Source organism: Pedobacter sp. GSP4, from assembly GCF_051857575.1.
Lineage (GTDB): Bacteria > Bacteroidota > Bacteroidia > Sphingobacteriales > Sphingobacteriaceae > Pedobacter.
In genome coordinates, this window is sequence record NZ_JBPZIR010000004.1 from 201,472 (window position 1) to 226,189 (window position 24,718).

The 24,718-nt window shown below is 41.4% G+C and carries 11 protein-coding genes; 9 read left to right on the forward strand and 2 right to left on the reverse strand.

Annotated features, from left to right (window positions below; all coding sequences use genetic code 11):
* The first annotated feature begins 184 nt into the window (after window positions 1-184).
* Window positions 185-3,427: a SusC/RagA family TonB-linked outer membrane protein gene (locus ACS5PU_RS11775; RefSeq protein WP_439459362.1), complete on the forward strand. Its 3,243-nt coding sequence runs from the start codon at window positions 185-187 to the stop codon at window positions 3,425-3,427.
* Window positions 3,428-3,437: 10 nt separating this feature from the next.
* Window positions 3,438-4,967 carry a RagB/SusD family nutrient uptake outer membrane protein gene (locus ACS5PU_RS11780; RefSeq protein ID WP_439459363.1) on the forward strand — a complete coding sequence of 510 codons (1,530 nt, stop codon included), beginning with the start codon at window positions 3,438-3,440 and terminating at the stop codon, window positions 4,965-4,967.
* A gap of 334 nt (window positions 4,968-5,301) precedes the next feature.
* Here the strand turns inward: ACS5PU_RS11780 and ACS5PU_RS11785 are convergent, their stop codons facing one another.
* On the reverse strand, window positions 5,302-5,919 hold the full coding sequence (locus tag ACS5PU_RS11785; RefSeq protein ID WP_439459364.1) for a LexA family transcriptional regulator: 618 nt from the start codon (window positions 5,917-5,919) through the stop codon (window positions 5,302-5,304).
* Window positions 5,920-6,049: 130 nt separating this feature from the next.
* On the opposite strand from ACS5PU_RS11785, the gene ACS5PU_RS11790 reads away from it, so the two are divergent.
* Together ACS5PU_RS11790 and ACS5PU_RS11795 are read left to right on the forward strand one after the other, a co-directional pair.
* Entirely contained in the window at window positions 6,050-7,237 is a 1,188-nt protein-coding gene (locus tag ACS5PU_RS11790) for a hypothetical protein (protein WP_439459365.1), read from the forward strand.
* Window positions 7,230-8,063, forward strand: a complete 834-nt coding sequence (locus tag ACS5PU_RS11795; protein WP_439459366.1) for a hypothetical protein — start codon at window positions 7,230-7,232, stop codon at window positions 8,061-8,063. Before ACS5PU_RS11790 ends, ACS5PU_RS11795 begins: the two co-directional genes overlap by 8 nt.
* Here the strand turns inward: ACS5PU_RS11795 and ACS5PU_RS11800 are convergent.
* On the reverse strand, window positions 8,060-12,097 hold the full coding sequence (locus tag ACS5PU_RS11800; RefSeq protein ID WP_439459367.1) for a two-component regulator propeller domain-containing protein: 4,038 nt from the start codon (window positions 12,095-12,097) through the stop codon (window positions 8,060-8,062). The genes ACS5PU_RS11795 and ACS5PU_RS11800 overlap by 4 nt on opposite strands.
* Before the next feature lie 343 nt (window positions 12,098-12,440).
* Between ACS5PU_RS11800 and ACS5PU_RS11805 the strand changes: the two genes are divergently transcribed.
* The 5 genes from ACS5PU_RS11805 (at window position 12,441) to ACS5PU_RS11825 (ending at window position 24,658) form a co-directional block, all read left to right on the forward strand.
* Window positions 12,441-15,500 (forward strand): SusC/RagA family TonB-linked outer membrane protein, encoded by a 3,060-nt coding sequence (locus ACS5PU_RS11805; protein WP_439459368.1) that lies wholly within the window; start codon window positions 12,441-12,443, stop codon window positions 15,498-15,500.
* Between the two features lie 11 nt (window positions 15,501-15,511).
* Window positions 15,512-17,215 carry a RagB/SusD family nutrient uptake outer membrane protein gene (locus ACS5PU_RS11810; RefSeq protein ID WP_439459369.1) on the forward strand — a complete coding sequence of 568 codons (1,704 nt, stop codon included), beginning with the start codon at window positions 15,512-15,514 and terminating at the stop codon, window positions 17,213-17,215.
* 41 nt (window positions 17,216-17,256) lie between these two features.
* Window positions 17,257-20,367, forward strand: coding sequence for a SusC/RagA family TonB-linked outer membrane protein (locus ACS5PU_RS11815; protein WP_439459370.1), 3,111 nt, complete (start codon window positions 17,257-17,259; stop codon window positions 20,365-20,367).
* A gap of 11 nt (window positions 20,368-20,378) precedes the next feature.
* Window positions 20,379-22,109: a RagB/SusD family nutrient uptake outer membrane protein gene (locus ACS5PU_RS11820; RefSeq protein WP_439459371.1), complete on the forward strand. Its 1,731-nt coding sequence runs from the start codon at window positions 20,379-20,381 to the stop codon at window positions 22,107-22,109.
* A gap of 251 nt (window positions 22,110-22,360) precedes the next feature.
* Window positions 22,361-24,658, forward strand: a complete 2,298-nt coding sequence (locus ACS5PU_RS11825; RefSeq protein ID WP_439459372.1) for a glycosyl hydrolase family 95 catalytic domain-containing protein — start codon at window positions 22,361-22,363, stop codon at window positions 24,656-24,658.
* Window positions 24,659-24,718 lie beyond the last annotated feature (60 nt).

Here is a 24,718-nt window from a genome sequence, read left to right on the forward strand (position 1 = left end):
GGTGTTAAAAGTACACTTCTACTTTTGCGGCTGTAGAACGCTCAGAAATTACTTGTTAACCATTAAGGATAAGCCTATGTAAATGTGAAATCTACAGCTCAGCCCAAAAAAACACAACCCCCGATTTATATTTCAAAACCATACAAACAACAAAAAGATGACATCATTTTTTTTAACCGCAAGTATGAAAAGTGCTTGCAGGAAACTGCTTTTGCCTTTAGGATTGCTGGCCATCTGCAATTCGGATGCAATAGCCTTAAACCGCGATGTAATAACATCAAAGTTAAAACACCAATCATTTGCACAGGTAAGTGGAACAGTTACCGACCAAAACAACCAGCCTTTACCGGGCGTGAGTGTTTTTGAAAAGAAAACAAAAAAAACAACCGTTACCGATACCAATGGTAAGTATAGCATTAATGTAGATGAAGGTGCTGTTCTGGTATTCTCTTATATCGGTTACGATAACCAAGAGGTGATGGTAAACAACCGCCAAAATATAAACATTACCTTAAAAGAAAGCAGCAACACCTTAAACGAGGTTGTAGCTATTGGTTACCAGAAAATCAGGAAGTCTGATTTGACCGGAGCAATCAGTAGTGTTAAAGCAGGTGAAATGAATTTAACCTCTCCAACTGTTGGTCAGGCACTGGTTGGTAAAGTAGCCGGGGTGCAGGTATCGCAAACCAGCGGCGCGCCTTACTCGGGCACTAAAATAAGGGTGAGGGGTATTGGTTCAATTAATGCCAGTTCTGATCCTTTATATGTTATTGATGGTTATCCGGCCGGTAACAATGTATCCATCAATCCAGAGGATATTGAAACCATTGACATTCTAAAAGATGCCGCTTCTGCTGCCATTTATGGTTCGAGAGCATCGGGCGGTGTAGTATTGATTACCACCAAAAGAGGTGCTGATGGTAAAGGAAAGTTTGAATACGATGTACAGGGAGGCATTTCACAATTGGCAAAAAAAGTAAAATTATTGGATGCCAACCAATTTATCCAGCTTCTAATTGATGGCCGTAACAATGCCTATAAAGATTTATGGGTGAACTCGGGTAAGGTATGGAATGATGCGATGTTTAGTGATAATAACGATACCCGCGTAAGTAATGTAGGTAATGGAAGCAGTGTGCGCATCCCAACCAATTTGTACAACTTTAGTACACAACAGGCTATTCCTGCTACTTATAATACCGATTGGCAGGATGAACTGTACCGCAATGCAGCTTTCCAACGCCATAACCTTTCTTTTTCTGGCGGAACTAAAGATGTTAAATACTTTTTAAGCGGCGGTTATCAGAATAACGATGGTATTGTAACCAACACCAACCAAAAGGTAACCAACTTTAGGGGCAACATTGATGGTAAGGTGAATGAACGCTTACATGTAGGTGCAAATATTTCTTATACACAGAATAATAACAGAGAGGTGCAGGAAGGACGTTATAACTTAAGTCCGATGATGTCGGCTTTGATTTATCTGCCTTACTTGCCTGCAAGAGATGCAAATGGCAATCCCGTACATTTTGGAATGGGTGCTATTGCATCTGAATTTGGTATTCAAAACCCTGAAAACCCTTTGGCAACAGTTGAACAGCTAAAAATTACCAGAAAGAGCACAAGAAGTAACTATAATGCAAATGCAACCTACAAAATTATAGATGGACTTAATTTTAAGGCTAATTTAGGAACGCAGACCTATAATGAAAAGTATGAATACTATTTGCCAACCAGCTTAAGTAGTGGAAATACCCCGCCTTATTCTCCCGAATCGATTAGGGCTGCCAATGCAATAGCGCAAACGCTTAATCAGGTAGATCAACTGGCAGAATTTACATTAAACTATAATAAAACGTTTGGTAAACACAGTATCGATGTTTTAGGAGGTTATTCTGCCCAAAAAACATCAAGCGATCTGATCCGTGTAGGGGCAAGCGGGTTCCAGAATGATTATATCGGAGAAATTACAGATAAAGGTGCTGAAGCAGGTTTTTTTAGTCTCGACAAAAGAACTGGAAAGGTAGTAACCACTTTACTCTCTTATTTTGGCCGTTTTAGTTATAATTATGCTGGAAAATACTTTTTAACCGGTTCTTTCCGCCGTGATGGATCTTCGAGGTTTGGTCCGTTAAACAAGTATGGTAACTTCCCTTCAATAGCTGCCGGTTGGAATTTATCTGACGAAAGTTTTTACAATAACTTTTTGGGCGAGCAATCAAGGGTTAAATTAAGGGCTAGCTGGGGCTTAAGCGGAAACAACAATATTCCGGATTACCGTATCCAACAGGAGTTAAATGCACCGGGTGGGGCGGTATTTGGAAGCGCAATTTCTACAGCCATTTGGCCAAGCAGCGTTCAGGATAAGGGATTGGGTTGGGAATCTACTTCCCAGTTTAACTTTGGTACAGATATCAGTCTGTTCAAAAACCGTGTTTCCATCATGGCAAATTATTATTTAAGTTATTCTTATAACTTATTGTTTAACCAGCTACTTTCGGCAATTTCCGGAGCATCATCAATTTTAACCAATCTTGCTGATAGCAAAGTGCGTAACAAAGGCTTCGATTTGCAGATTGATGGTAAGATTATCCAAAATGAAAACTTCACTTTCGGCCTGAGCGGAAACATTGCCGCCAACCGGAACAAGGTTTTAGATCTGGGTGGTAACAGTACAATTTTTACAGCTGGTGCAGAACGCTCGTATATTACACACGTAACCCAAGAAGGCGAACCTGTTGGGATGTTTTATGGGTTTAAGGTTTTAGGACGGATTACGGCCGATAACTTGGGCAAAGTTGCACGCTCAGCGTCGTCTACAAACCCGGCAAAAATAGGCGATTTATATTTTCAGGATACCGATGGTAACGGCATAGTAAATGATGCAGATAAAACCGTAATTGGCACACCATATGCAAAATTTACCTATGGCTTTGCCTTAAACACCTCTTACAAAACGTTTGATTTAAGAGCGTCGTTTAACGGATCGTATGGAAACCAGGTTTTAGATGGTCAGGATTATTACCTGTACAACTTTGAAGGTTCCGGAAACCAATATGTTGATGTGGCCGACCGCTACAGAAATGAAGCGAACCCAGGCAGTGGTTTGAACTACCGTGCATCGCGTGCAGGTACGCAAAGCAACAGTACCCGTTTATCATCATTCTACATTCAGGATGGATCTTATTTCAGATGTACCAATATTACATTGGGATATACTCTGCCAAAAACACTGAGCAATGCGATAAAAGTAAACAATGTGCGTATTTACGCCAGTGTAGATAATGCCTTTACCATTACCGATTATAAAGGTTATAACCCGGAAGTAGATTATAGTGCAGGTAATAACCTTGCCCCGGGTGTAGATTATGGAAATTACCCATTGGCAAGAACCTACAACCTAGGTATTAAATTGACTTTTTAGAATTAAAGAAATGAAAAAACATATTTATAAAGTATTGGCCCTAAGTACAGTTTTAAGCTTAGGTGCCTGTAAAAAAGATTTTCTAAATCAAAGCAACCCCAATGCCATTGCTGTAGAAAATTATTTTAAAACAGAAAATGATGTGCTACTGGCTGTAAATGGTGTTTATCAATCGCTTAGAAGCAGTAATACCCTGGGCGAGAACAGCGGACTGTTTACCGACGAGCGCTCGGATGATGCAGGTAGAAATGATAATCAAAGTAATGCTGGTGAGCCGTTCCAATTTAACGACTTTTCGCTTTTACCAAGCAATTCTTATTTAAAGAGCCACTGGCTGGCACTTTACGAGGCCATTGGTAGAGCCAATGTTGTGCTTAGCTATATTGATAAAGTATCTTTTGCCAACGCTGCAACCAAAGAAAACTACAAGGCAGAGGCTAAGTTTATCAGGGCTATTATGTATTTCGAACTGGTTAGAAAATGGGGTCCTGTACCCGTGGTAACCAAACAGCTTAGCACCGCCGACGAAGTAAAAGAGAATACTTTTAGGGTGCCTGAAGCCGATGTTTATAACCAGATTGTAAGCGACTTGAAAGAAGCCCTTAACAGCACATTGCCTAATTTCCAAACGGGTGCAAATGTTGGAAGGACTTCTAAAGCGGCAATTAATGCCTATTTGGGTAAGGTTTATTTAACGATGGCAGCAACGTTGCCAGCAAATAAAACCGAAAACTTAAACAATGCAAATACTTACCTGATGGCGGCCTACAATATGAAGGCTTTTGGAAATTTGGCTGAGATTCCATATGCCGATGTATTTGATGTAGCTAAAAAAGGAACCTGTAAAGAATTAATTTTCCAGATTTCTTACCGTCAGGGAGATATTAATTTTAGTTCGAGCATTGCCGCAAACAACCAGGCCAAAGGCGAAACCATCAATTCGCTAAAACCATCAACGGGGATTGGTGGCAATGTAAAGCTCGATCTGATAAATGAGTACGAAACAAGCGATTTAAGGAAAGATTTTTCTGTGAAATTTGCCAATGATCCAATCGTTAAAGATTGGTTTATTACTAAATTCCGCGATGCAAGCCAGGCAGCTACGAATGCAGGCTATGGTGGCAACGATTGGATATTGATGCGTTATGCTGATGTAATTTTAATGCTTGCTGAGGTAAATATGTTGCAGGGCAATGATGCAGTAGCCATTCAGTATTTAGATATGGTAAGAACAAGGGCAGGCATGCCGGTTTATTCGGTAGCTAAAACAGATGCTACTTATGCCGCAAAATTCCCTACTTTAAAACTTGCCATTTTGCACGAACGTAGGGCCGAATTTGCTTTCGAACACCAAAGATGGTTCGATTTAATCAGGAACTTTACCGCTGCAGAGCTGGTTACCTATTTAAAAGCCAAACCGCAGTCATCTTATGGAATTGCCAAACTGGCGAACGTAACTACAAAAGATAGATATTATCCGATCCCTTTTGATGAAGTGAAATTAGATCCGGTTAAAATGTACCAAAACCCAGGCTATTAATTTTTGTTCAGGGAAGTCAAGTTTCTAAAGCTTGACTTCCCTTTTTTATGTACATTGGGATTCAACGTGTTAAGGTGCAATTTTTAAACGCATTAAAAATGCGGATCTGAGTAACCCTCGTTACCAACGAGGAGTATATTTGCAGTTAAAATCTGCGTTAAATCTGCACCATTTATCCTTTATATCTGCAGGAAGATTGATAATTCTGTTTTTTCGCAGAAATGAAACGCATATTTTTGTGCGGGCGGCAGTTTTAGACCTGCGGGTTGCCAGTGAAGAAATAATACAGTTTGGTTAAAAAAATTGACTGCGTTTTTAATATCCGATGCAGCTGTTAAATGGTATTGCGGGTAATTTTCCCTTTTATGATGTACAATGCCTGAATATTCTTTTTATCGATAACGGTATCGCCTTTAAAATTAGGGTTTGATGAGCGTAAAATAAGTTTAGTAGGGTCGCTGTGCTCAAAAAGCAGTTTAATGGTGCGTAGGCTATTACTTTCCTCATCTGTCATTACTACATAAGCTTCGCCCCATTGCAGTATTTCAAAATTGGTAATTTCTTTAACGGCTATAATTTCTCCCGAGGCATATTTGGGGTACATGCTATCGCCATACACAGGCAAATAGGCAGAACAATCGTTAAAAGGCCGGTAATTTACCAAATACTCTGCCTGGTCGTCGTTCATTACAAAATCCTTTTTATCAGCTAAACTCAAATTAAAATAAGGAACACCCTTTTTGGGTTCTGATACCGCAGGTTTCTTTTTCAATATCGGCTCGCCGATGCCTTTTTCAATCCACTCTACGTTTACATTGAATTTAAGTGCCAGCTTATCTTTAATCGCATTGGAAACATTAATTCTTTCTCTTATAATATCAGATAAAGAACCTTGCTTAATATTTAGTGCTAGTGCAAAATCTTTCTGGGTTTTAAACCGTAATAAATCCATTAAACTTTTTAAGCGCTGATTTTCATTCATTGTGGTAAATATGTTAATAAGTTTATTGTAAAATATGTAGTTAAACTTAATTGATTTTGCTAAATTCGTTAGCTAATATAAACATTTAAAATATAAGCTTATGGAAGGAGTATATCATTTTAGAAAAGAAACTGTGCAATTTATCGCGGCTATTGAATGCTTTTTTGCTGCTGATAGAGTAGAGCATCATTTAATGTTTTTAAAAAACTGGCTAAATCCTCCACAAAATGAGACCGATTATTCGCCACAGCAGCATCCGGCGCAGTTGTTCGGTTTTTATGAAAAGCTGCTGCCACTTTTCGAATATACCGATCTGCTTTTTAATCAGGGTTTGGCAGATCCTGCCTTTGTAAAAGCAATTGAAGCAGCTGAATGCCATTTGGAGAAAGAACTTATCTTGCTTGATTATTGGCCTAAACTGCTGAGCAACGAAGAAATGCAACAGCCAAAACTTGTTTTTTTGGATGTGTTTTGCTTCCATCAATTGGCCAGTTATAAAATTATTTACAAAGATTGGTTGTTTGCAGGCTTAGCGGCCAAGCTCGATCAGGAATGGGACCCGCAAATTTATCAGATATACGAAAACACTAAAAAAATGCTTGAGGCCTGTTGGCTTATCCACGAAAGGATAATTAGCCGTAACAGTTTTAAAAGTATTGATAGGCAACATTATATGGCAGTTTTCGAAAGTACATCGCCACTGGTAGATCAGCTTTTGTTTGCCAATCCTTTTAGTGTTATTGAAGCTTTTTTTAATTTGGATAACCTTGAAGGCCATAAAACCTACCTCAAAAACTGGTACCGCACCGCACTTGCTGAAGGGAGTTGCGTAAGCAGCGCTACCGATTATTTTTATCTGTACAACCAGTTTACCCAACTGCTAAATGCGGGCTATTTAATTGCAGAAAAAAAGCTTATTTACGAAACATGCGGCGATAAAGAAACAGCCGTGGCCACAGAAAGCGATTGGCTCGGTAACCCACATTTTAAAACCGCAGAGATGGTATTGCCCTATGGCGTTAACGCCCTTCCTGAACGTTTTGCCATTAACCCTTATCAATTTATCGAATACTTTTTTGTGCCTGCAAAAATTAAACAGCTGCGGGTAGGGCTATTAGAATGGTTATATGCAGCCTTTAGTATGAAAAGCAGCATTAAAATTTTGGATAAGGAATTTCTTTTCGAACAATATGAAAATATGTTAATGGTTATAGAGGCTTTCTTTTTAATTATCAACAACCCGCTGGCCGGCGAAATAGCAAAAGAGGAAAGGGGTAATTATGCGTAAAAAAAACTTAAACCCTAACTGCACAGAAACTGAAACCGCCATGTTATTGGTAAAGCAGATTACCGCTGCGGTGCCTGTTGAATATATTTATGTATGTAGTCCTTTTTTTTCTGGGCAGGTAAAAGAAATGCTGATTATGGTTTCAAATAAGCATTTCCGCATTTTAAACGAATTGATACCCGTGCTGAATATTGTATTTAATGGCCAAGGGGTATATGGCTACCGGATATTTCATACCCACGAGGTTTTGCAGGCCTTACAGAACGGAAGTTTGTTTTTTTATGATGCCTGTAAAGCACAGAACTGCCTCTTTAGCAAAACCGGAAGTTTTTTAAACCGGCACAGTTTGGGCTCGGCAGATAATTTGGCGCAGCGGGTTAAGCTTGCTTATGGTTATGAAACCGCCCGTGCAGAACAATTTTTATCGGGCGCAAAGTTTTACCGAAGGCAACAGCATTTTGAGCATGGTACTTTTATGCTGCACCAGTTTTTCGATCTTTTATACCGGAGTATTGAGGTTTTGGTAATTGGTGCCAGTAAAAAAACACACCGCATTGGTACCCACCAACTTTATATAAAGCCCTATTTGCCTGAGCTGGCAGAACTGTTTAACCTGCATAATGAAGAAGAAGCGGCTTTGCTGCACGTATTGGATGAAGCCTATCTGGCAGTAAGGTATGAGAACAATTACAAGGTAAACCGCTATGCACTGGCCAACCTTTTTGCAAAAGCTGCTTTATTGCAGCACAGTGCAACGCAGGTTTATCAAGGTGTAATGGATTTGCATTTTAGTAAACAGCAATTAGAAATAGAAAGTGCTGTTTAATCCGTATGGATAAACTCACTCGGTGTTTTGCCAAAATGTTTTTTAAACTCGGAACTAAAGTACTTCCGATCGTTAAAGCCTACTGCATAAGCAATTTCAGCAATATTCCCTGAGCCTTGTTTTAATAACTGGGCAGCTCTTTTTATCCTTAGCGATTTGATAAAGTCGTTTACTGAAAGATCGGTTAAAGCCCTGATTTTTTTGTACAGCACTGGTTGGCTCATACCTATTTCAGAAGAAAGGGTAGGTACATCAAAATCGGGATCGGCAATGCGCTCTTCTATAACCTCTATAATTTTACGCAGAAAATTTTGCTCGGTGGTATTAATCACCATGTTTTTGGGCTCAAGGGTAATTACCTGTGCAAATTTTTGTTTAATGGTTTCGCGGGCATTTAACAGGTTCTGTATATTCAATTCGAGTATTTTTAGGTTAAATGGCTTCATGATGTAAGCATCGGCCCCATTTTCGAAACCATTTACCTGGTGCACATAAGCCGAACGGGCTGTTAATAACACCACTGGAATATGGCTTGTTCTTTCGTCGGTTTTGATTTTACGGCATAACTCCAGTCCATCCATTACAGGCATCATTACGTCGCTGATAATTAGATCGGGGATAATGGTTAAAGCCTGATCTAAGCCTGTGGCGCCATTTTCGCATTCGTAAATGTGATAAGCTGGATTTAAAGCCTGCTTAATAAAGGTTCTTACATCTTCATTATCCTCTACCAATAAAATGCTGTATTTTTTGTGGTCAGTGGCTGAGGCATCAGTATCGACCGGATTTAGTGCATTTGTAGGGGCTTCAATATTATAATTTGCAGCATTATCGTAATAAATGTAATCGGAAATAAAATCTGCAGCCTTAAAGTGCGCTTTGCCTTTTTTTAAACTTACGGTAAAGATGGTTAAACCAAAAGGTTTATCATTTTTGGGTGTGCTCTCCAAATCAATGTGCCCATGGTGCAGCGTTACAATACTCTTGGATAATGATAGGCCAAGGCCGGTGCCTATTGTTGTTGAGGCATTGGCCTGGTAAAAGTTGGTGAATAAATTGGCCTGGTTTTCTATCGGGATGCCTTTGCCATTGTCGCAGACCTGGATATGAACGGTTTGGCCGGTTTCGTGAATTTTTAAGCTGATTTTTCCGTTTGCAGGGGTAAATTTAAAAGCGTTTGAGAGCAGGTTAAACAAAACCTTTTCCATTTGCACCTTATCAAAATAAAGCTCCATTTCTGCATTGGTGGTTTCGAAACGGTAATCGATATTTTTGGAAATAGCCATGTTCTGAAAGGCCAAGAAAATTTCGCGGCAGAACTTTATCACATCGCCCGGACTAACCTGAAGCGTCATTTTTCCGCTTTCAGCCTTTCTAAAATCGAGCAGCTCGGTAACCAGGTTCATTAAACGGTGGGCATTGTTCTTAATTGGCTGTAGCTCCCGGTTCAGTGCTGGATCATCTTTTGCGTCTTCGATCAGCTTATCCAAAGGCCCTACAATAAGGGTTAAAGGGGTACGTATTTCGTGCGATATGTTGGTGAAAAATTCGAGTTTATGCTCGTTAATTTCTTTTTCTTTTTTGAGTACGGCCTTAATTAACAAATAGCGTACAAATACAAATGAAATGGCTGCAAAAGCACAGAAATAAAACAGGTAAGCCCACCATGTACGGTAAAATGGCGGTAGTATTTCAATCTGCATGGTGCTGGTATGCTGCGTCCAAAGGCCATCGTTATTACTTCCTTTAACCATTAAAGTATAGTTTCCGGGCGAAAGGTTGGTGTAGTTTGCGGAAGGTATATCTACATAGTTCCAGTTTTTTTCCAGTCCATCCAGTTTGTAGGCATAGCGGTTTTTATCTGATTTGATAAAGTTTAGTAGCGTAAAATCGATAGAAAATATATTCTGGTCTGATTTGAATGTAATCGACTTGATGGTGCTGATGTTCTGTTTGAGCACGCCATCTCCGGTATGGAGGTTTACGGGCTTGTTAAATAACTTTAAGCCGGTAAAAATAACCGAAGGGGTATTTTTGTTTTCCCTAATTTGGTTTGGGAAAAAGCTAACCATGCCACTTAACCCACCGAAAAAAAACTCGCCCTTGCTATCTTTCAAAAATGATTTGTAATTAAACTCATTACCGGGCAGTCCATCTTTAACGTTATAGGTTTTAAAGGTTTTTAATTTGGGGTTGTATCTGCAAAGGCCCTTGTCGGTGGTAATCCACAAGTTGCGGGCATCATCTTCTAAAATGCCCATAATGTTGTTACTGGGCAAACCATCAAGGGCAGTAATACGGAGGTAGCTGTGGCGGCTGGGGTTAAGCTTAAATAAACCATTGCGGGCGGTGCCAATTAAGAGGTAACCGTCTTTATCGGCTGTTAAACAGCTAACTTCGTTGTATTTTAGTATTTCGGGGCTGGCCGCAACTCGGCTGGTAAATTTAATGGCATCTTTTTTTAACTGGTAGAGCCCCGAATTGGTGGCTACCCAAAGGTTATGGGCGGCATCTTCAAAAATATAGAGCACGGCGTCGCTCAGGCCATTTACCCTGTTGCGCGTAAATTTCCCGGTTTCGGTATCAAGACTGTTCAGTCCGCTATTGGTGCCCACCCAAAACCTACCATAGCTATCCTCAAAAACCGCAGTAATTTCATCATTGCTGAGCGATGTTGGATCGTTTTTGCGGCTGGTGTACCTGATAAAACGCTTGCTTTCTGGCTGAAAAAGGTTCAGTCCGCCGTAATGTGTACCAATCCAGATCCTGTTTTTTTTATCCCTTATAACCGATTTTACCAGGTTTGCGCTCAGGCTCGAGCTATTGTTCGGGTTGTTTTTATAGCGGGTAAAAGTGTTGTTTTTCCTGTCGTAATAATTTAGCCCTTCCCCTTCGGTACCAATCCAAAGGTTTTGATGCTGATCTTCCATAATGGAGCTGATTACATTACTGCTTAGGCCGTTGGATGCTGTAGCGCTTCTGTACACCTTAAATGGTGTGTAGTTTGGATATACCATGTTAATGGCCCCGTAGTAGGTGCCCACCCAGATAATTCCCTGCCGATCCTGAAAAATATCGTATACCGAGTTTTGGCTCAAGCTTGTCGGGTTTTCTGGCTCGTTTTGCACGGTGCTGAAATTTTTGCTTGCAGGATTATAAATGTTGATGCCGTGCAGGGTGCCGATCCACAATTTGCCTTCCTGATCGAGCATGATTTTACGCACGTTATTGCTGCTGATGCCCTGTGTATTAAAACTGGAGTATTTGAAGGTGGTAATTTTTTCGGTGCTGAGGTTAAGCCTGCTTACACCAGTTTGCTTGGTTCCTATCCATAAATTATTTTCGCGGTCTTCTACCATACTGGTAATATGGTTATCGGTGGCACTGGCAAGTTCGTCGCTAAAATTTTTAAAATACCTAAAGGTTGTTCTGCCTGCTGTAATGCTCATGCTCATTAGGCCAGTGGTGGTGCTCAGCCATAGGGTGCCGTTGTGGTCTTCGGCAATGGCGTATATCTGCTGAGGCTGTTTCGGCTGGTAAAGGAAACGTTTAAAGCTATATTTTCCTTTCGTGTTAAGCAGATTTAAGCCATTGGCGGTACCGATCCAGATCCGGTTCTTATTGTCCTGAAAAATGCAGTTTACCTTTTGGTTGCTAATGCTGGTAGGATCGTTGCTATCGTGCTCATAGCGGTCAAAATTATCATCGGCTTCATTATACTTGTTAAGCCCCTGTTGTGTACCGATGAGTAATGAACCATCTTTTAAGGCTAAAATAGAAGAGAGGTATGCTGCAAAACTAAGGCTTTTTTTATTTGCCTTTTCATTGTAGTATGCTTTAAAAGATTGCGAATCGTATTTGTTTAAGCCAAAGCGGGTACCAAACCACATAAAGCCCCTGGCATCTTGGGCAATGGATAGTACAGAACTCTGCGATAGCCCATTTTCTACATTTAAGTGTTTAAAAACATATTTGTTCTGTGCATTACTTACGATGGTAAAAAATACTAATGTATAGGTTAGCAGGGTTTTCATGTCGAAACAAAAATGAGGGATGGTTAGGCTTAACTGGTTTAAAAGTACAAAATGTTTCTGTTATAAAATGAACTCGGTTAGCACAGGCAATTTTAACACTTTATCTGCTCATTCGTGCTTTTTAAACGGTTTTTTTGGCTGCATTTAGAATTTTATACCTATTTGCTTAGGATTTTACCCCCTCGCTTTTTGCTCTTCTAAATAGATTTGACCCTATGCATTTAGCAGTAGATGCCGAGCAATAACCAAATATTTATAACCAAACAATTGATTCTTTTAAGCGGGATGCCACGCCGTCCTTTTAGAAGAATGTGCGCAACAAACCACAACAAACTAGAACTGTATGAGGAAAACTTACTTTAAGCAATTAATGCTTTTTTCGTTAAGTATGTATGCTGTATGCCCAGGTATGGCCAATGCTGCTACAACACGAGTCAAAAGCCATGCGGCAGACAAAATTGGGTTCAGTAAAAACCACCGGTTAGATGTAGGCGGAACAGTAACCGATAACTTTGGCAATCCACTATTTGGTGTAAAGGTATCCATCAAAGAAACCGGTAATGCTGTAACTACCGATAAAAACGGTAAGTATCAGATCAGCGCTGTAGCTGGCGATGTTCTGATATTTGAACTTAACGGTTATCTGGTAAAGGAAACCGAGGTAAACCAAGCTTTGTTAAATATCAGTTTGGTAGAGAACGATAAACGCCAGGCCAGTACACCGATATTATATGGTGAAAAGCCCAGGGCTACAAACCTGCAATCTACCTCAACGGTGTATAACAGTGATTTAATCAAAGTTCCGGTAGCAGGAATCAACAATGCCTTATCAGGAAGGTTAGCCGGTTTATATACTTTACAGAGCAGTGGCAGGCCAGGTGCCGATGGAACAAGCATTACCGTAAGGGGAAATGCTCCGTTGGTTTTGGTAAATGGTGTACCAAGAGATTATCCATCTATTGATCCTGAAGAAATTGAATCGGTTACCATTCTAAAAGATGGTTTATCAACCGTAATGTTGGGGCAACAGGCATCTAACGGGGTAATTATGATTACCACGCGCAAAGGTGAGGTAGGTAAACAGCGCATTTCGCTAACGGCCCAGGCTGGTCTGCAATCGGCCATTAAACTGCCCAAGCCCTTAAATGCCTATAACTATGCCACGCTGTATAATGAGGCACTGGCCAATGATGGTAGGGCCCCCAGGTATACTGCAGCAGATTTAAATGCATTTCAAACGGGATCAGACCCTATATTTCATCCGGATGTAGATTGGTACAGCACCATTCTGAAACCGAATACCACCTTTAGCCGCTACAACCTCAATACCTATGGCGGTGGCAATGCTACGCGGTATTTTCTTGATATAGATTACCTTGATCAAAACGGTATACTGAAACAGGATGATAAAAATACTTACAGTACCAATACCGATTATAAGCGCTACCTGGTACGCACCAATATCGATATTGATATTACACCCACAACCTTACTGAACTTAAACCTGTTTGGCCGCATACAAAATGGCAACCAGCCAGGAGGTGCAGGTGCCAATAGTGCAATTTTTACCACAGGAACTACTTTATCAAACTTTGGTGGGAACAATGTTTTTGCACAACTGGCTGCTATTCCAAATAATGCCTATCCTGTATTTAACCCTAATGGTTCTTTGGCAGGTTCGTCTGATTATCAGACCAATTTATGGGCTGCAACCACACAGTCGGGCTATTTTTACAATAGTACACGCGATGTTTCTGCAGATATTTCGTTAAAGAAAATTCTGGATAATGTAACCAAAGGTTTATGGGTAAGGGGATTGGCCAGTTTTAATACCAGTGTATCCGAAAACATTATCCGTACCAAACAGTATGCCGTTTACAAGTTGGCCAGTACCAACCCAGATGTGTACCAAAAATTTGGGGTAGATGGGCAACAGATTAACCTATCAACCAATAATGGGCAAAGCCGCAACCTGTTTGTCGATTTTTCTACCGGGTTGGATAAAAAATATGGCAACCACGCTTTCAGCACTTTATTAAAGTTTAATTCGCAGAGTGCACAAACGGCCAACCAGATTCCGATGATTTTTAATAACCTATCGGCCAGGGTAGATTACAATTATAAAGAAAAGTACCTGGCCGAGGTTGCACTGAGCTACAGCGGTTTAAATAGATATCAAGAAGGTAGCCGTTATGGATTGTTTTACGGCTTCGGTTTAGGCTGGAACCTGGCAAAAGAAGATTTTTTAAAAGATACCCCATGGCTAAACGCCTTAAAATTAAGGGCCAACTATGCCTATACGGGTAATGCAAATGCAGGGTATTTTGCCTATAACCAATATTATGTAAGTGGAAATGCTTACAACTATGGTACTACACCAACCTCTATAGCCGGCATTACCGAAGGTACACTGGCCAACCCAAATATAACTTGGGAAAAGGCCAACCAGTACAATGTGGGCATTGATGCCAGTTTATTTAACAACAAACTTGCGCTTGCGGCAGATTATTTTAACAACGAAAATTTTGATCTGGTTCAAACCAGGGGCAGAAGTGCTGCATTATTGGGCACAAATTACCCCGCCGAAAATATTGGCATTAGCAGGTATTCGGGATTAGAGTTCGAGCTGAAATACAACAACAACATCGGCAACTTTAATTATTATGTTGCACCGAATGTTTTCTCGCTTCAGAAAATTATCCAATATCAGGACGAAATCAACAGGCCATACCCATGGATGGAACGGACCGGACAAAGGGAAGACCAAACTTTTGGTTACATCGCCGATGGTTTATTTCTGAACCAGGCCGAAATTAACTCGAGTGCAAAAATTCAGGGTTATAACCCGGTGCCGGGAGATATTAAATATAAAGACCTGAACAATGATGGCCTAATTAACGAACTGGATATTAAGGCGCTCAAAAATAACAACCCCATCTGGTTTTATGGTCTTAATGTTGGTTTCAGTTATAAAGGCTTCGATTTTTCTGCCTTGCTGCAAGGCGTTCAAAACCGCTATGTATATGTTTCGGGATCAACTGAATGGGCTTTCCAAAACGGAGGATTGGGACAGGCATTTGAACAGAACCTGGGCCGATGGACGCCATCCACCGCGGCTACGGCTACACAGCCCCGTTTAACCATTGGTGCAAACCCAAATAACGAGGCCACCTCATCGTACTGGCTGCATGATGGAAGCTACGTAAGGTTAAAAAATGTAGAACTGGGCTATACGGTACCCAAAGGATTGACCAATAGGTTAAAGCTGGCTTCAATCCGCTTTTTTGTAAATGCGGTAAATGCCTTTACGCTTTCGGCTTACGATAGGGTAGATCCAGAAGTGTACGGAAATGGTTATCCACTGCAAAAGGTGGTAAACGCAGGTTTGAATGTTAAATTTTAATGTGGGGAGATATGAAAATTAAGATAAAAGAAATAGTTGCTGTATTGACAATCGTTATTGTTGGTTTTTCGGCATGTAAAAAACCATTGTACGAAACAGAACCGATCAGTCAGAATATCAGTTATATTTTTGATAAAACAGATTCGTTGGGTGTACAGGCCAAGGCATTCTTGGCCGATATTTATTTTCTGCTGCCCAACGGTTACAATAGGATCGGTAATGATGTTTTAGATGCCGCATCAGATGATGCCATCAGTTCATCGCCATCGAGCACCATCGAGTATTTTGTAAACGGCCGTATTTCGGCAGTTTCAACTGTAGATAACTCGTGGGACAACAATTACAAAACCATCAGAAAAGCCAATATATTTTTGGCCAATATTGATGTGGTTCCATTAAATCAGAAAGGTTTAAAGGTGTATTGGAAAGCTGAAGCAAGGATTTTAAGGGCTATTGCCTATTTCGAACTGCTTAAGCGCTTTGGTGGGGTGCCTTTAATGGGCGACCGTGTTTTAGGGGTAAATGATGATATCCAGTTGCCAAGAAACACCTATGCCGATTGCCTTAAATATATTGTTGATGAATGTGATGCGCTAAAAACCATTGCCAGGCCAGATAATACTTTGGCCGCCGACGAAGAATACGGTAGGGTAACCCAAGGTGTAGCGCTTGCTTTAAAGGCAAGGGCCTTATTATACGATGCCAGTCCATTAAATAATCCGAACAACGATTTAGCCAAATGGGCAGCAGCGGCGCAGGCCGCCAAAGATGTAATGAACCTGAACATCTTCTCGTTAACAAGTGCTTATACCACTGTTTTTAATACCAGAAAAAATACAGAGGTAATTTTGGCTTACCAGCGCGCGGTAACTTTCGATCTGGAAACCAGAAATGCACCCGTTGGCTATACCGCCACCAATGCTTCGGGCTCGGGTTACACCAGTCCAACACAAGAGTTGGTAGATGCTTTTGATATGAGCAACGGAAGGGCCATTACCGATCCGGCCTCGGGTTATAATGCAGCCGATCCGTATACAGGCAGAGATCCGAGGTTTTATAACACCATTTTCCATAACAATGCAAAGTGGTTAAGTGGAACGTCTGCTACACCAACCAGGCTGGTTCAAACTTACGATGGCGGGTTGGATAAGCCGGGCAGTACCGTAAACGTACAAACCCGTACCGGTTACTACATGCGTAAATTTTTGAATGAAACCTTTGCCACAGCAACAACATATAGCAACCAAACCCATAATTTCCCAATTTTTAGGTATGCAGAAATCATACTGAACTATGCAGAGGCCATTAATGAGGCTGCGGATAATGCTGTAAACAGGACCGAGGCTTTAAATCAGCTGAAAGCTCTAAGGCTTAGGGCCGGTATCCCTATTGGAAGTACTTCGGGTTATCAGCATGGTTTAAAAACCACCATGACCCAGGCCGAAATGAGAGAGGCTATTAGGCACGAACGCCGGGTAGAAATGGCTTTTGAAGAGCAGCGTTTTTGGGACATCCGCAGGTGGAAAATTGCAGAAACCGTTTTGAACGGCACCTTACATGGCATGCAGATTATCAAAAATGCAAACGGCACATTTTCTTACACCAGGTACAATGCCCTTAATGTAAGCTTCGATGCCACAAAAATGTACCGTTACCCTATCGCTGCGGCCGAAGTAAATAAGAACAGGAACTTAACACAGAACCCAGGCTGGTAATTGGAGATTTTAAAAATTGTTAAATCGTAACCAGACATGTTATGCAGAAAATATTATATAAATTATTAACCCTTTTTATCCTCTTGCCCGGAATTTCTTGGGCGCAAACGGTTATAAAAGGTACCATTGTAGATAATTCGGGGCCTATACCTGGAGCTACCATCGTAGAAAAAGGATTAACCAATAACGGCGCGGTAAGCGATGCCGAGGGTAAATTCCAGTTTACCTTAAAAGGCAGCAGTAAAACGGTTATCGTAAAATCTGTTGGGTATTTAACCCAAGAAGTGAGTGTAGCAGGCAAAACCGTAATTACAGTTACCTTAAAAACAGATGCGAAAGATTTAGATGCCGTACTGGTAGTGGGTTTTGGTAAGCAGAAAAAAATTACCAATACAGGGGCAATCAGTTCCATTTCTGCTACCGAAATTAAGCAGAATCCCAGTGCCAGCATCCAAAATACCCTTGCCGGTAGGTTGCCTGGTTTTACTTCACAGCAGCGAAGCGGTCAACCGGGTGCAGATGGTGCCGCATTCTTTATCCGTGGGGTAAGTACTTATGCCGGTAGTGCCTCTCCATTAATTATTGTTGATGATGTAGAGTACGATTACAACCAGGTTTCGGATATCGACCCGAACGAAGTAGAAACAGTTACCATTTTAAAAGATGCTTCTACCACGGCCGTTTATGGTATTAAAGGCGCCAATGGTGTATTGGTTATTACCACAAAACGGGGATTGGCCGGTAAACCGCGTATTAATTTAAAATCGGAGGCGGGTTATCAGATGGATGTAAATACACCTGAGTTCCTAAATTCGTATGAGGCAAAACTGTTGAATAATGAAGCACTCCGCAATTCGGGCGATTTAACCAATAAGGCATTTGCCACAGATGCAGACCTTGCCGCTTACCGCGATCATACCGACCCATATGGACATCCTGATATTGACTGGTGGAAGACTATTTTTAAGCCCGGGGCCTTAATAACCAGGCAGAATTTAGATTTTCAGGGTGGTACCGAGAGTGTAAAATACTTTGTTTCTGCAGGCTATTTATGGCAGAACGGTAACGTACGCGATTTCAGTTCGGACAATGGTGTAAACAGCAATTATTATTACAAAAGGTATAACTTCAGATCTAACTTAGATATACAGGCTACCAAAACATTAAGTATCCGCTTAGATTTGACAGGACGTTTTGGCGAAACCAATCAGCCTTTCAATTCGCAGCAGGGCAATGCTTATTATGCAAACGGAAACGGTATAGTTGGAGAGATTTACAGTGGCGGTTATTTACCTCCCTGGGCCTTTCCGGTTACCAATCCGAATGGTTCTTATCCCTATAACCCGCTCTTAACCAATGCCAACACCAGTATTATCGGCCGTTTGGCAGAATCAGGCTACTCGAGAACCTTTGATAATGATTTGAATATTGTTTCGAGTGCCAGCCAGAAATTAGATTTTATTACCCCCGGTTTAGGAGCTAAGGTATTATTATCTTATGCAAGTGCACAGAGTTATACCGTAAGTGCCAGTAGAACCGCTTTGCCTTATTACCTGTATAATTCGGCAACGGGTGTTTATCTGCCCCTAAATGCAACGCAATACCGTACGCCCTTATTCTCTGCCGGGTATAGCAACACCAGTATTTTTAGAACAATCAATACCCAATCATCATTAAATTACGACCGTAATTTTGGCAATCACCATGTGTACGGTTTAGCCTTATACAACGATAACAGGGTAATTAACTCAACCACCACTGCCGATGCCAACCAAGGTCCCGGCGTACCAACGGTGGTTACAGGAACAACCTTAAGGGGCGGTTACGATTATAAGAACAAGTACCTGGTAGAGTTTAACGCTGCCTATAACGGTACCGACCGCTTTACCGGTAAGAAAACCCGTGGCTGGTTCCCCGCGGCCTCAATAGGCTGGAACATCTCAGAAGAAAAATTTTTCTCGGAGCATATCAAGTTTGTCGATCTGTTTAAAATCAGGGCATCTTATGGTATGGTTGGATCGGATGATATCGGCGGTGCCAAAAAATATTTACAGCTCTACACCCTTGGTACCGGTTCTTATAACTTTGGTACTACCAGCACCGCCTACAGTGGCATTACCGAAGGCAGCTTGGGCAACTTGGATGTAACCTGGGAGAAAGAAAAGAAACTGGATGTTGGGGTCGATCTGAACATGTTTAACGGTAAATTAAAAATTACGGCCGATTACTTCAACAACAACCGTTTCGATATTTTAACCACCAGGCAAAGTGTTCCATTTACCATCGGGGTAGGTTTGCCACCGGTTAACTTGGGTAAGGTAAATAACAGGGGTTTTGATGGGGAGGTGAGCTATAACGAAAAAATAAACGATTTTTCGGCAGGTGTTCGTCTTACATTTTCTTATGCGAAAAATAAAATCATCTATCAGGATGAGGCGCAGCCTGCCTATCCATGGCTTGCGGCAACCGGAAATCCGATAGGCCAGTATTTTGGATGGCACTTTTTGGGCTTTTATTCAGCAGCCGAAATTGCCGACCCAACAGTGGCCAAACCTACTACGGCAGTTGGCCCTGGTGATATGAAATACGAAGATTTAAACAAGGATGGAATTATAGATGATAGCGATAAAGGCGTAATCGGTAAACCCAATTTACCCAATACTACTTACGGAGCAAACTTCAATTTTGGGTATAAGAACTTTTATCTGAATGTATTTTTTCAGGGTTCTTACGGTTACAGCACCCGTTTCCACTCCGAAACCATTACCCCCGGAAACTCCAACTATCAGCCAATACATTTGCAACGCTGGACCCCGGAAACAGCTGCCACAGCCACTTTTCCACGGTTGGGCGGCAATGCGGTAACCAATTTCCCTAACGCTACCAACAATTTCTCTGATTTTTGGACAAGGGACAATTACTATCTCCGCCTAAAAACGGCCGAAATCAGTTACCTGTTCCCCAATTCAGTTGCCAAGAAACTGCGCGTATCGGGCATACGGGTTTATGCAAACGGTAATAACCTCTTAACGTGGACAAACGTAACCGATCTGTATCAGGTAGATCCTGAAAACGGGAACAGTACCACCACTGTAATTAGTGTTTACCCTACGCAGCGCATTTATAACCTGGGTTTAAATGTTACATTTTAATTAAAATGATAATGAAAACGAAAATTTCAATATTCGCCATGTGTGCTGTTTTATTTTTGGCTGCTTCCTGCAAAAAGGGTGGCCTATTGGATGAAAGCACCTTAACTACTTTAAACGAAGAAACAACCTTTGCCGATAGCATAAATACGCAGGCATTCTTAACCCGTATCTATCAACAGGTAGGGTTTCAATACGATATCCAATACCTTGATGCAGGCGGCCATGCCGGTGCGGCCGATGAAGGCGTTACCGGCCGTTACAACGGTACACAAAACTCGGGTGTGGTTATAGCCTTTGGTCTGATATCCAAAAGCTCAACCAATACCGATTTTACAGGCATGTGGTCTGTTCCCTATCAAAACATCAGGAGGGTAAACGTGCTGTTGAAAAACATTGGTTCCGCACCCCTAAGTGCGGCAACCAAAAAAGGGATGATTGCCGAAGCCCGTTTTTTAAGGGCCTGGTATTATTTTTTATTGATCAGGGCTTTTGGTGGTGTACCGCTGTTGGGCGATAAAGTGTATGATATTACGGAAGATTTTACCCTAAAAAGATCAAGCTACCAGGAATGCGTAAACTATATTGTTGCCGAATGCGATGCTGCCAAGGCCGATCTGCCGACCAGCTTAACCATTTTGCCACAAAACTACGGGCGTATAACCCAAGGAGCCTGTATGGGCTTAAAATCGCGGGTACTGTTGTATGCTGCCAGTCCTTTATTTAACGGAGGCCAATATGCTACATCGGGCGAAGTACATGATTTAACAGGCTATGCCACTTACGATAAAGAGCGTTGGAAAAAAGCTGCCGATGCTGCCCTGGATATTATGAACACCGGAAACTACTCACTTTATGTAGATAATGGTCCAACAAACAGACCAGGTTATGGCTTTTACAAGGTTTTTCAGCTGCGTGTAAACAGCGAATACCTATTTGCGGCCATGAGGGGTGCACAGCGCGAATTTGAAAGCTTTTTACTGCCACAAAGTAGATCGGGAGGCTATGCCTTTACCGTGAGCCAGCAAATGGTTGATAAATTTCCGATGAATAATGGTAAAGCGATAACCGAAGCAGGTTCAGGTTACGATCCGGCTAATCCATATCTCAACCGCGATCCACGCTTTGCCAATTCAGTAATATACAATGGTGCACCATGGATATTGAGTGGGAACAACAATGCCCCGGTAAATACTTATGTTGGTTCGGGCACAACAGATGCAGTAAGTGGGCCTTTGGCCTTTAATGCCGGGTATTTTCCGCGCAAATATCTCTTAGAGAATTCAACAGGTAACGGTGAAAGATGTTGGGGACTGATCAGATATGGCGAAATTTTATTGAACTATGCCGAAGCGCTTAATGAATATAGCGGCCCTGTGCCCGAGGTTTATGATGCCTTAAAAAAGATAAGGGAGCGTGCAGGCATAACAGCAGGAGCGGATGGGAATTACGGCATTAAAGCTGGTGCAACACAAGATGAAATGCGCTTGCTTATCCAAACTGAACGCGGTGTAGAATTATTTATGGAAGAACACCGCATGTGGGATGCCAGAAGGTGGAAAACCGCTGCTGTAGATTTCGAGAAACCGATTAGAGGGGTTAAAATAACCAAAACAGGCAATGTATTCAGCTACGAATATGTAGATGTGCGCGAACACCATTTTCCCGCCCATTACGGCCTGTTCCCGATCCTGGCCTCAGAAATAGCAAAAAACACCGCCCTGATACAAAATGCAGGCTGGTGATAATAGATATATCGGCTTAAGTGCCGGTAAAGTTGGTTAGTACAGCGTTAGTTTGGGGTCACCAAGCCTAGCTTGGTGGCTTTTTTTGGTTTTATTTACCTCGATATTGTTATGATTTTACCCCTATTTTGTTATAATATTACCCCCTTCTTTTTTTCTTTTCTGAATAGATTTGAATTTTTGTATTCAGCAATTACTATACAGCTATAACCCATGCCATACAAAACAGTTAAAAATCAAGTTTCGCTAAAATGCAATTTAACCATTTAACAAAACATATAGCCAAAACACTTAAATGGTGCTTTATTGTACTTGTTTTCCTTCTACCTGTTTCGTGGTGTGCAGCCCAGATTCCTGTTGGTGAAGTAAACTGGCCAGCTTTTATGGCGCGCCAAAATTTAAAATGGGATAATATTGGAAATGATTATTACAGTGGGGTTATACTGGGCAACGGATTATTGGGTACAAATATCTACAAAGAAAACGACAGCCTGATCCGTTTCGATATTGGTAGGAGTGATGTGGTTGATCATCGTGAAAAACTAATGCCCAGTGCAGGTAAATTATACACCCAATCGCGTTTGCCCATTGGCTATTTTACGCTAAAAACCAGTGGTAAGATAACCGGAGCAAAAATAGAACTGGATATTTATAATGCAGAAGCAAAGGGCACCATATTTACAACCAAAGGAGAAATTGCCTTTACAGCATTTGTTCAGGCAGATCAAAATGTAATCAGTGTTTCGGTCAAAAAGGGAAAACAAGAACCCGCTTCACAATGGAAATGGAACCCCGGTAAGAGCATCAGTCCGCGGTACTTGCAAAGTTACCCAACCGATAAACCTGTAAATTATCCAGAAAACCCACCCGTAAAAATCAGAACAGAAAAAGAATATACTTTAGCTAACCAAGCCCTTTTCAATGGTGGCGGTTACACTACAGTATATAAAGTTACCGATGTAAAAGATATAGCCAGGTTAATGGTAAGTGTTGGCTATGATGGCGATGGTACGAAAGATGAATCGGCCGAAGCTTTAAACAGCCTTAAAAAGTTCGAAGCCGATGGCAAAAGTTTGGCTGCACACCGCAATTGGTGGCACCATTACTATCAACAGAGTTTTATAGCCCTCCCCGATAAACGGATGGAAAATTTTTACTGGATACAGCTGTATAAACTGGCCTCGGTAACCCGGGCAGATAAGCCAATTGCAGATTTAATGGGGCCTTGGACTACCGCTACGCCCTGGCCAGCCATTTGGTGGAATTTAAATACGCAGCTCACCTATTCGCCAATTTTTACAGCCAATCATCTCGAACTGGGCGAACCCCTATTTAAATCGCTAAACGAACAGCAACAGCATTTAATTGATAATGTGCCGGTTAAGTGGCGGAGTAATGCTGCCGCAATTGGAAGAAGCTCTTCTTACGATCTGGTAAGCCCCATTACGGAAGCCGAAATAGCCAAAGGCACAGCCGAACCGGCAAACCTAACATGGATGCTATATTACTATTATCAGTATTATACTTACAGCAAAGATGCCCAAACCCTTCGTGCTAAAATTTATCCACTGCTTAAAAAATCAGCCAACTTTTTAATCTACCTGCTTAAACAAGATGAAAAAGGGATTTATCATCTTCCCCTGTCTTATTCTCCCGAATATAAAAGTGCAGAAGATGCCAATTACACCTTGGCAAGTTTAAGCTGGGCGCTGCAAACTTTGATCAAGATTAACCAGGAGCAACAGTTAAAAGATCCTGATGCCGATAAATGGGATTTAATATTGAAAAACTTAGCAGCCTTTCCGGTAGGCGATAGTGGGTTCTTGATTGGAAAAGATGTACCATTGAACAGTTCGCACAGGCACTATTCGCACCTACTGATGATTTATCCCTACGCCCTAGTTAATTGGGAACAGTCCGAAAACAGGGAGCTCATTAACCGTTCCTTAAGCAATTGGCTTTCGTATAAAAATGCACTGGCGGGCTTTTCTTTTACTGGTGCGGCCTCTATTTATGCAAGCATGGGCAATGGAGATATGGCCTATAAATGGTTAAATGAACTCTTCGATCGGTTTATGCAGGCCAATACACTTTACCGCGAATCGGGCCCGGTAATAGAAACACCTTTAGCAGCAGCTACCGCCATACAGGAAATGCTGATCCAGAGCTGGGGAAATAAAATCAGGGTTTTTCCTTCCGTTCCATCCAGTTGGAAAACGGCATCCTTTAAACAACTGAGAACAGAAGGAGCCTTTTTAGTGAGCGCCGATAGGCAAAACGGGCAGACCAAAAATATTAAAATACAAAGTTTAAAAGGCGGTGCGCTTACGCTGGTGTGCGATATGGATAAATTTACGGTAACATCGGACAAAGGCGGAAAAGTGAATTACCAGCTCAGTAAAGAAGATAGCAAAGTCAAAATTGAAATTAAAAAAACCAAAATTGGAGAAACGGTACAGCTGGTTTCGGCTAGCTTTGACGGAAAACTAAAAACACTTTTTCCTTACAGTATACGTCAAAACTGGTTTTGGGGCTTAAATAAAAAATAACAGATGTTGGTAAACCACACAGCAATAAAAAATAAAGTTTTGGCTTTTTGTACAGTTAAA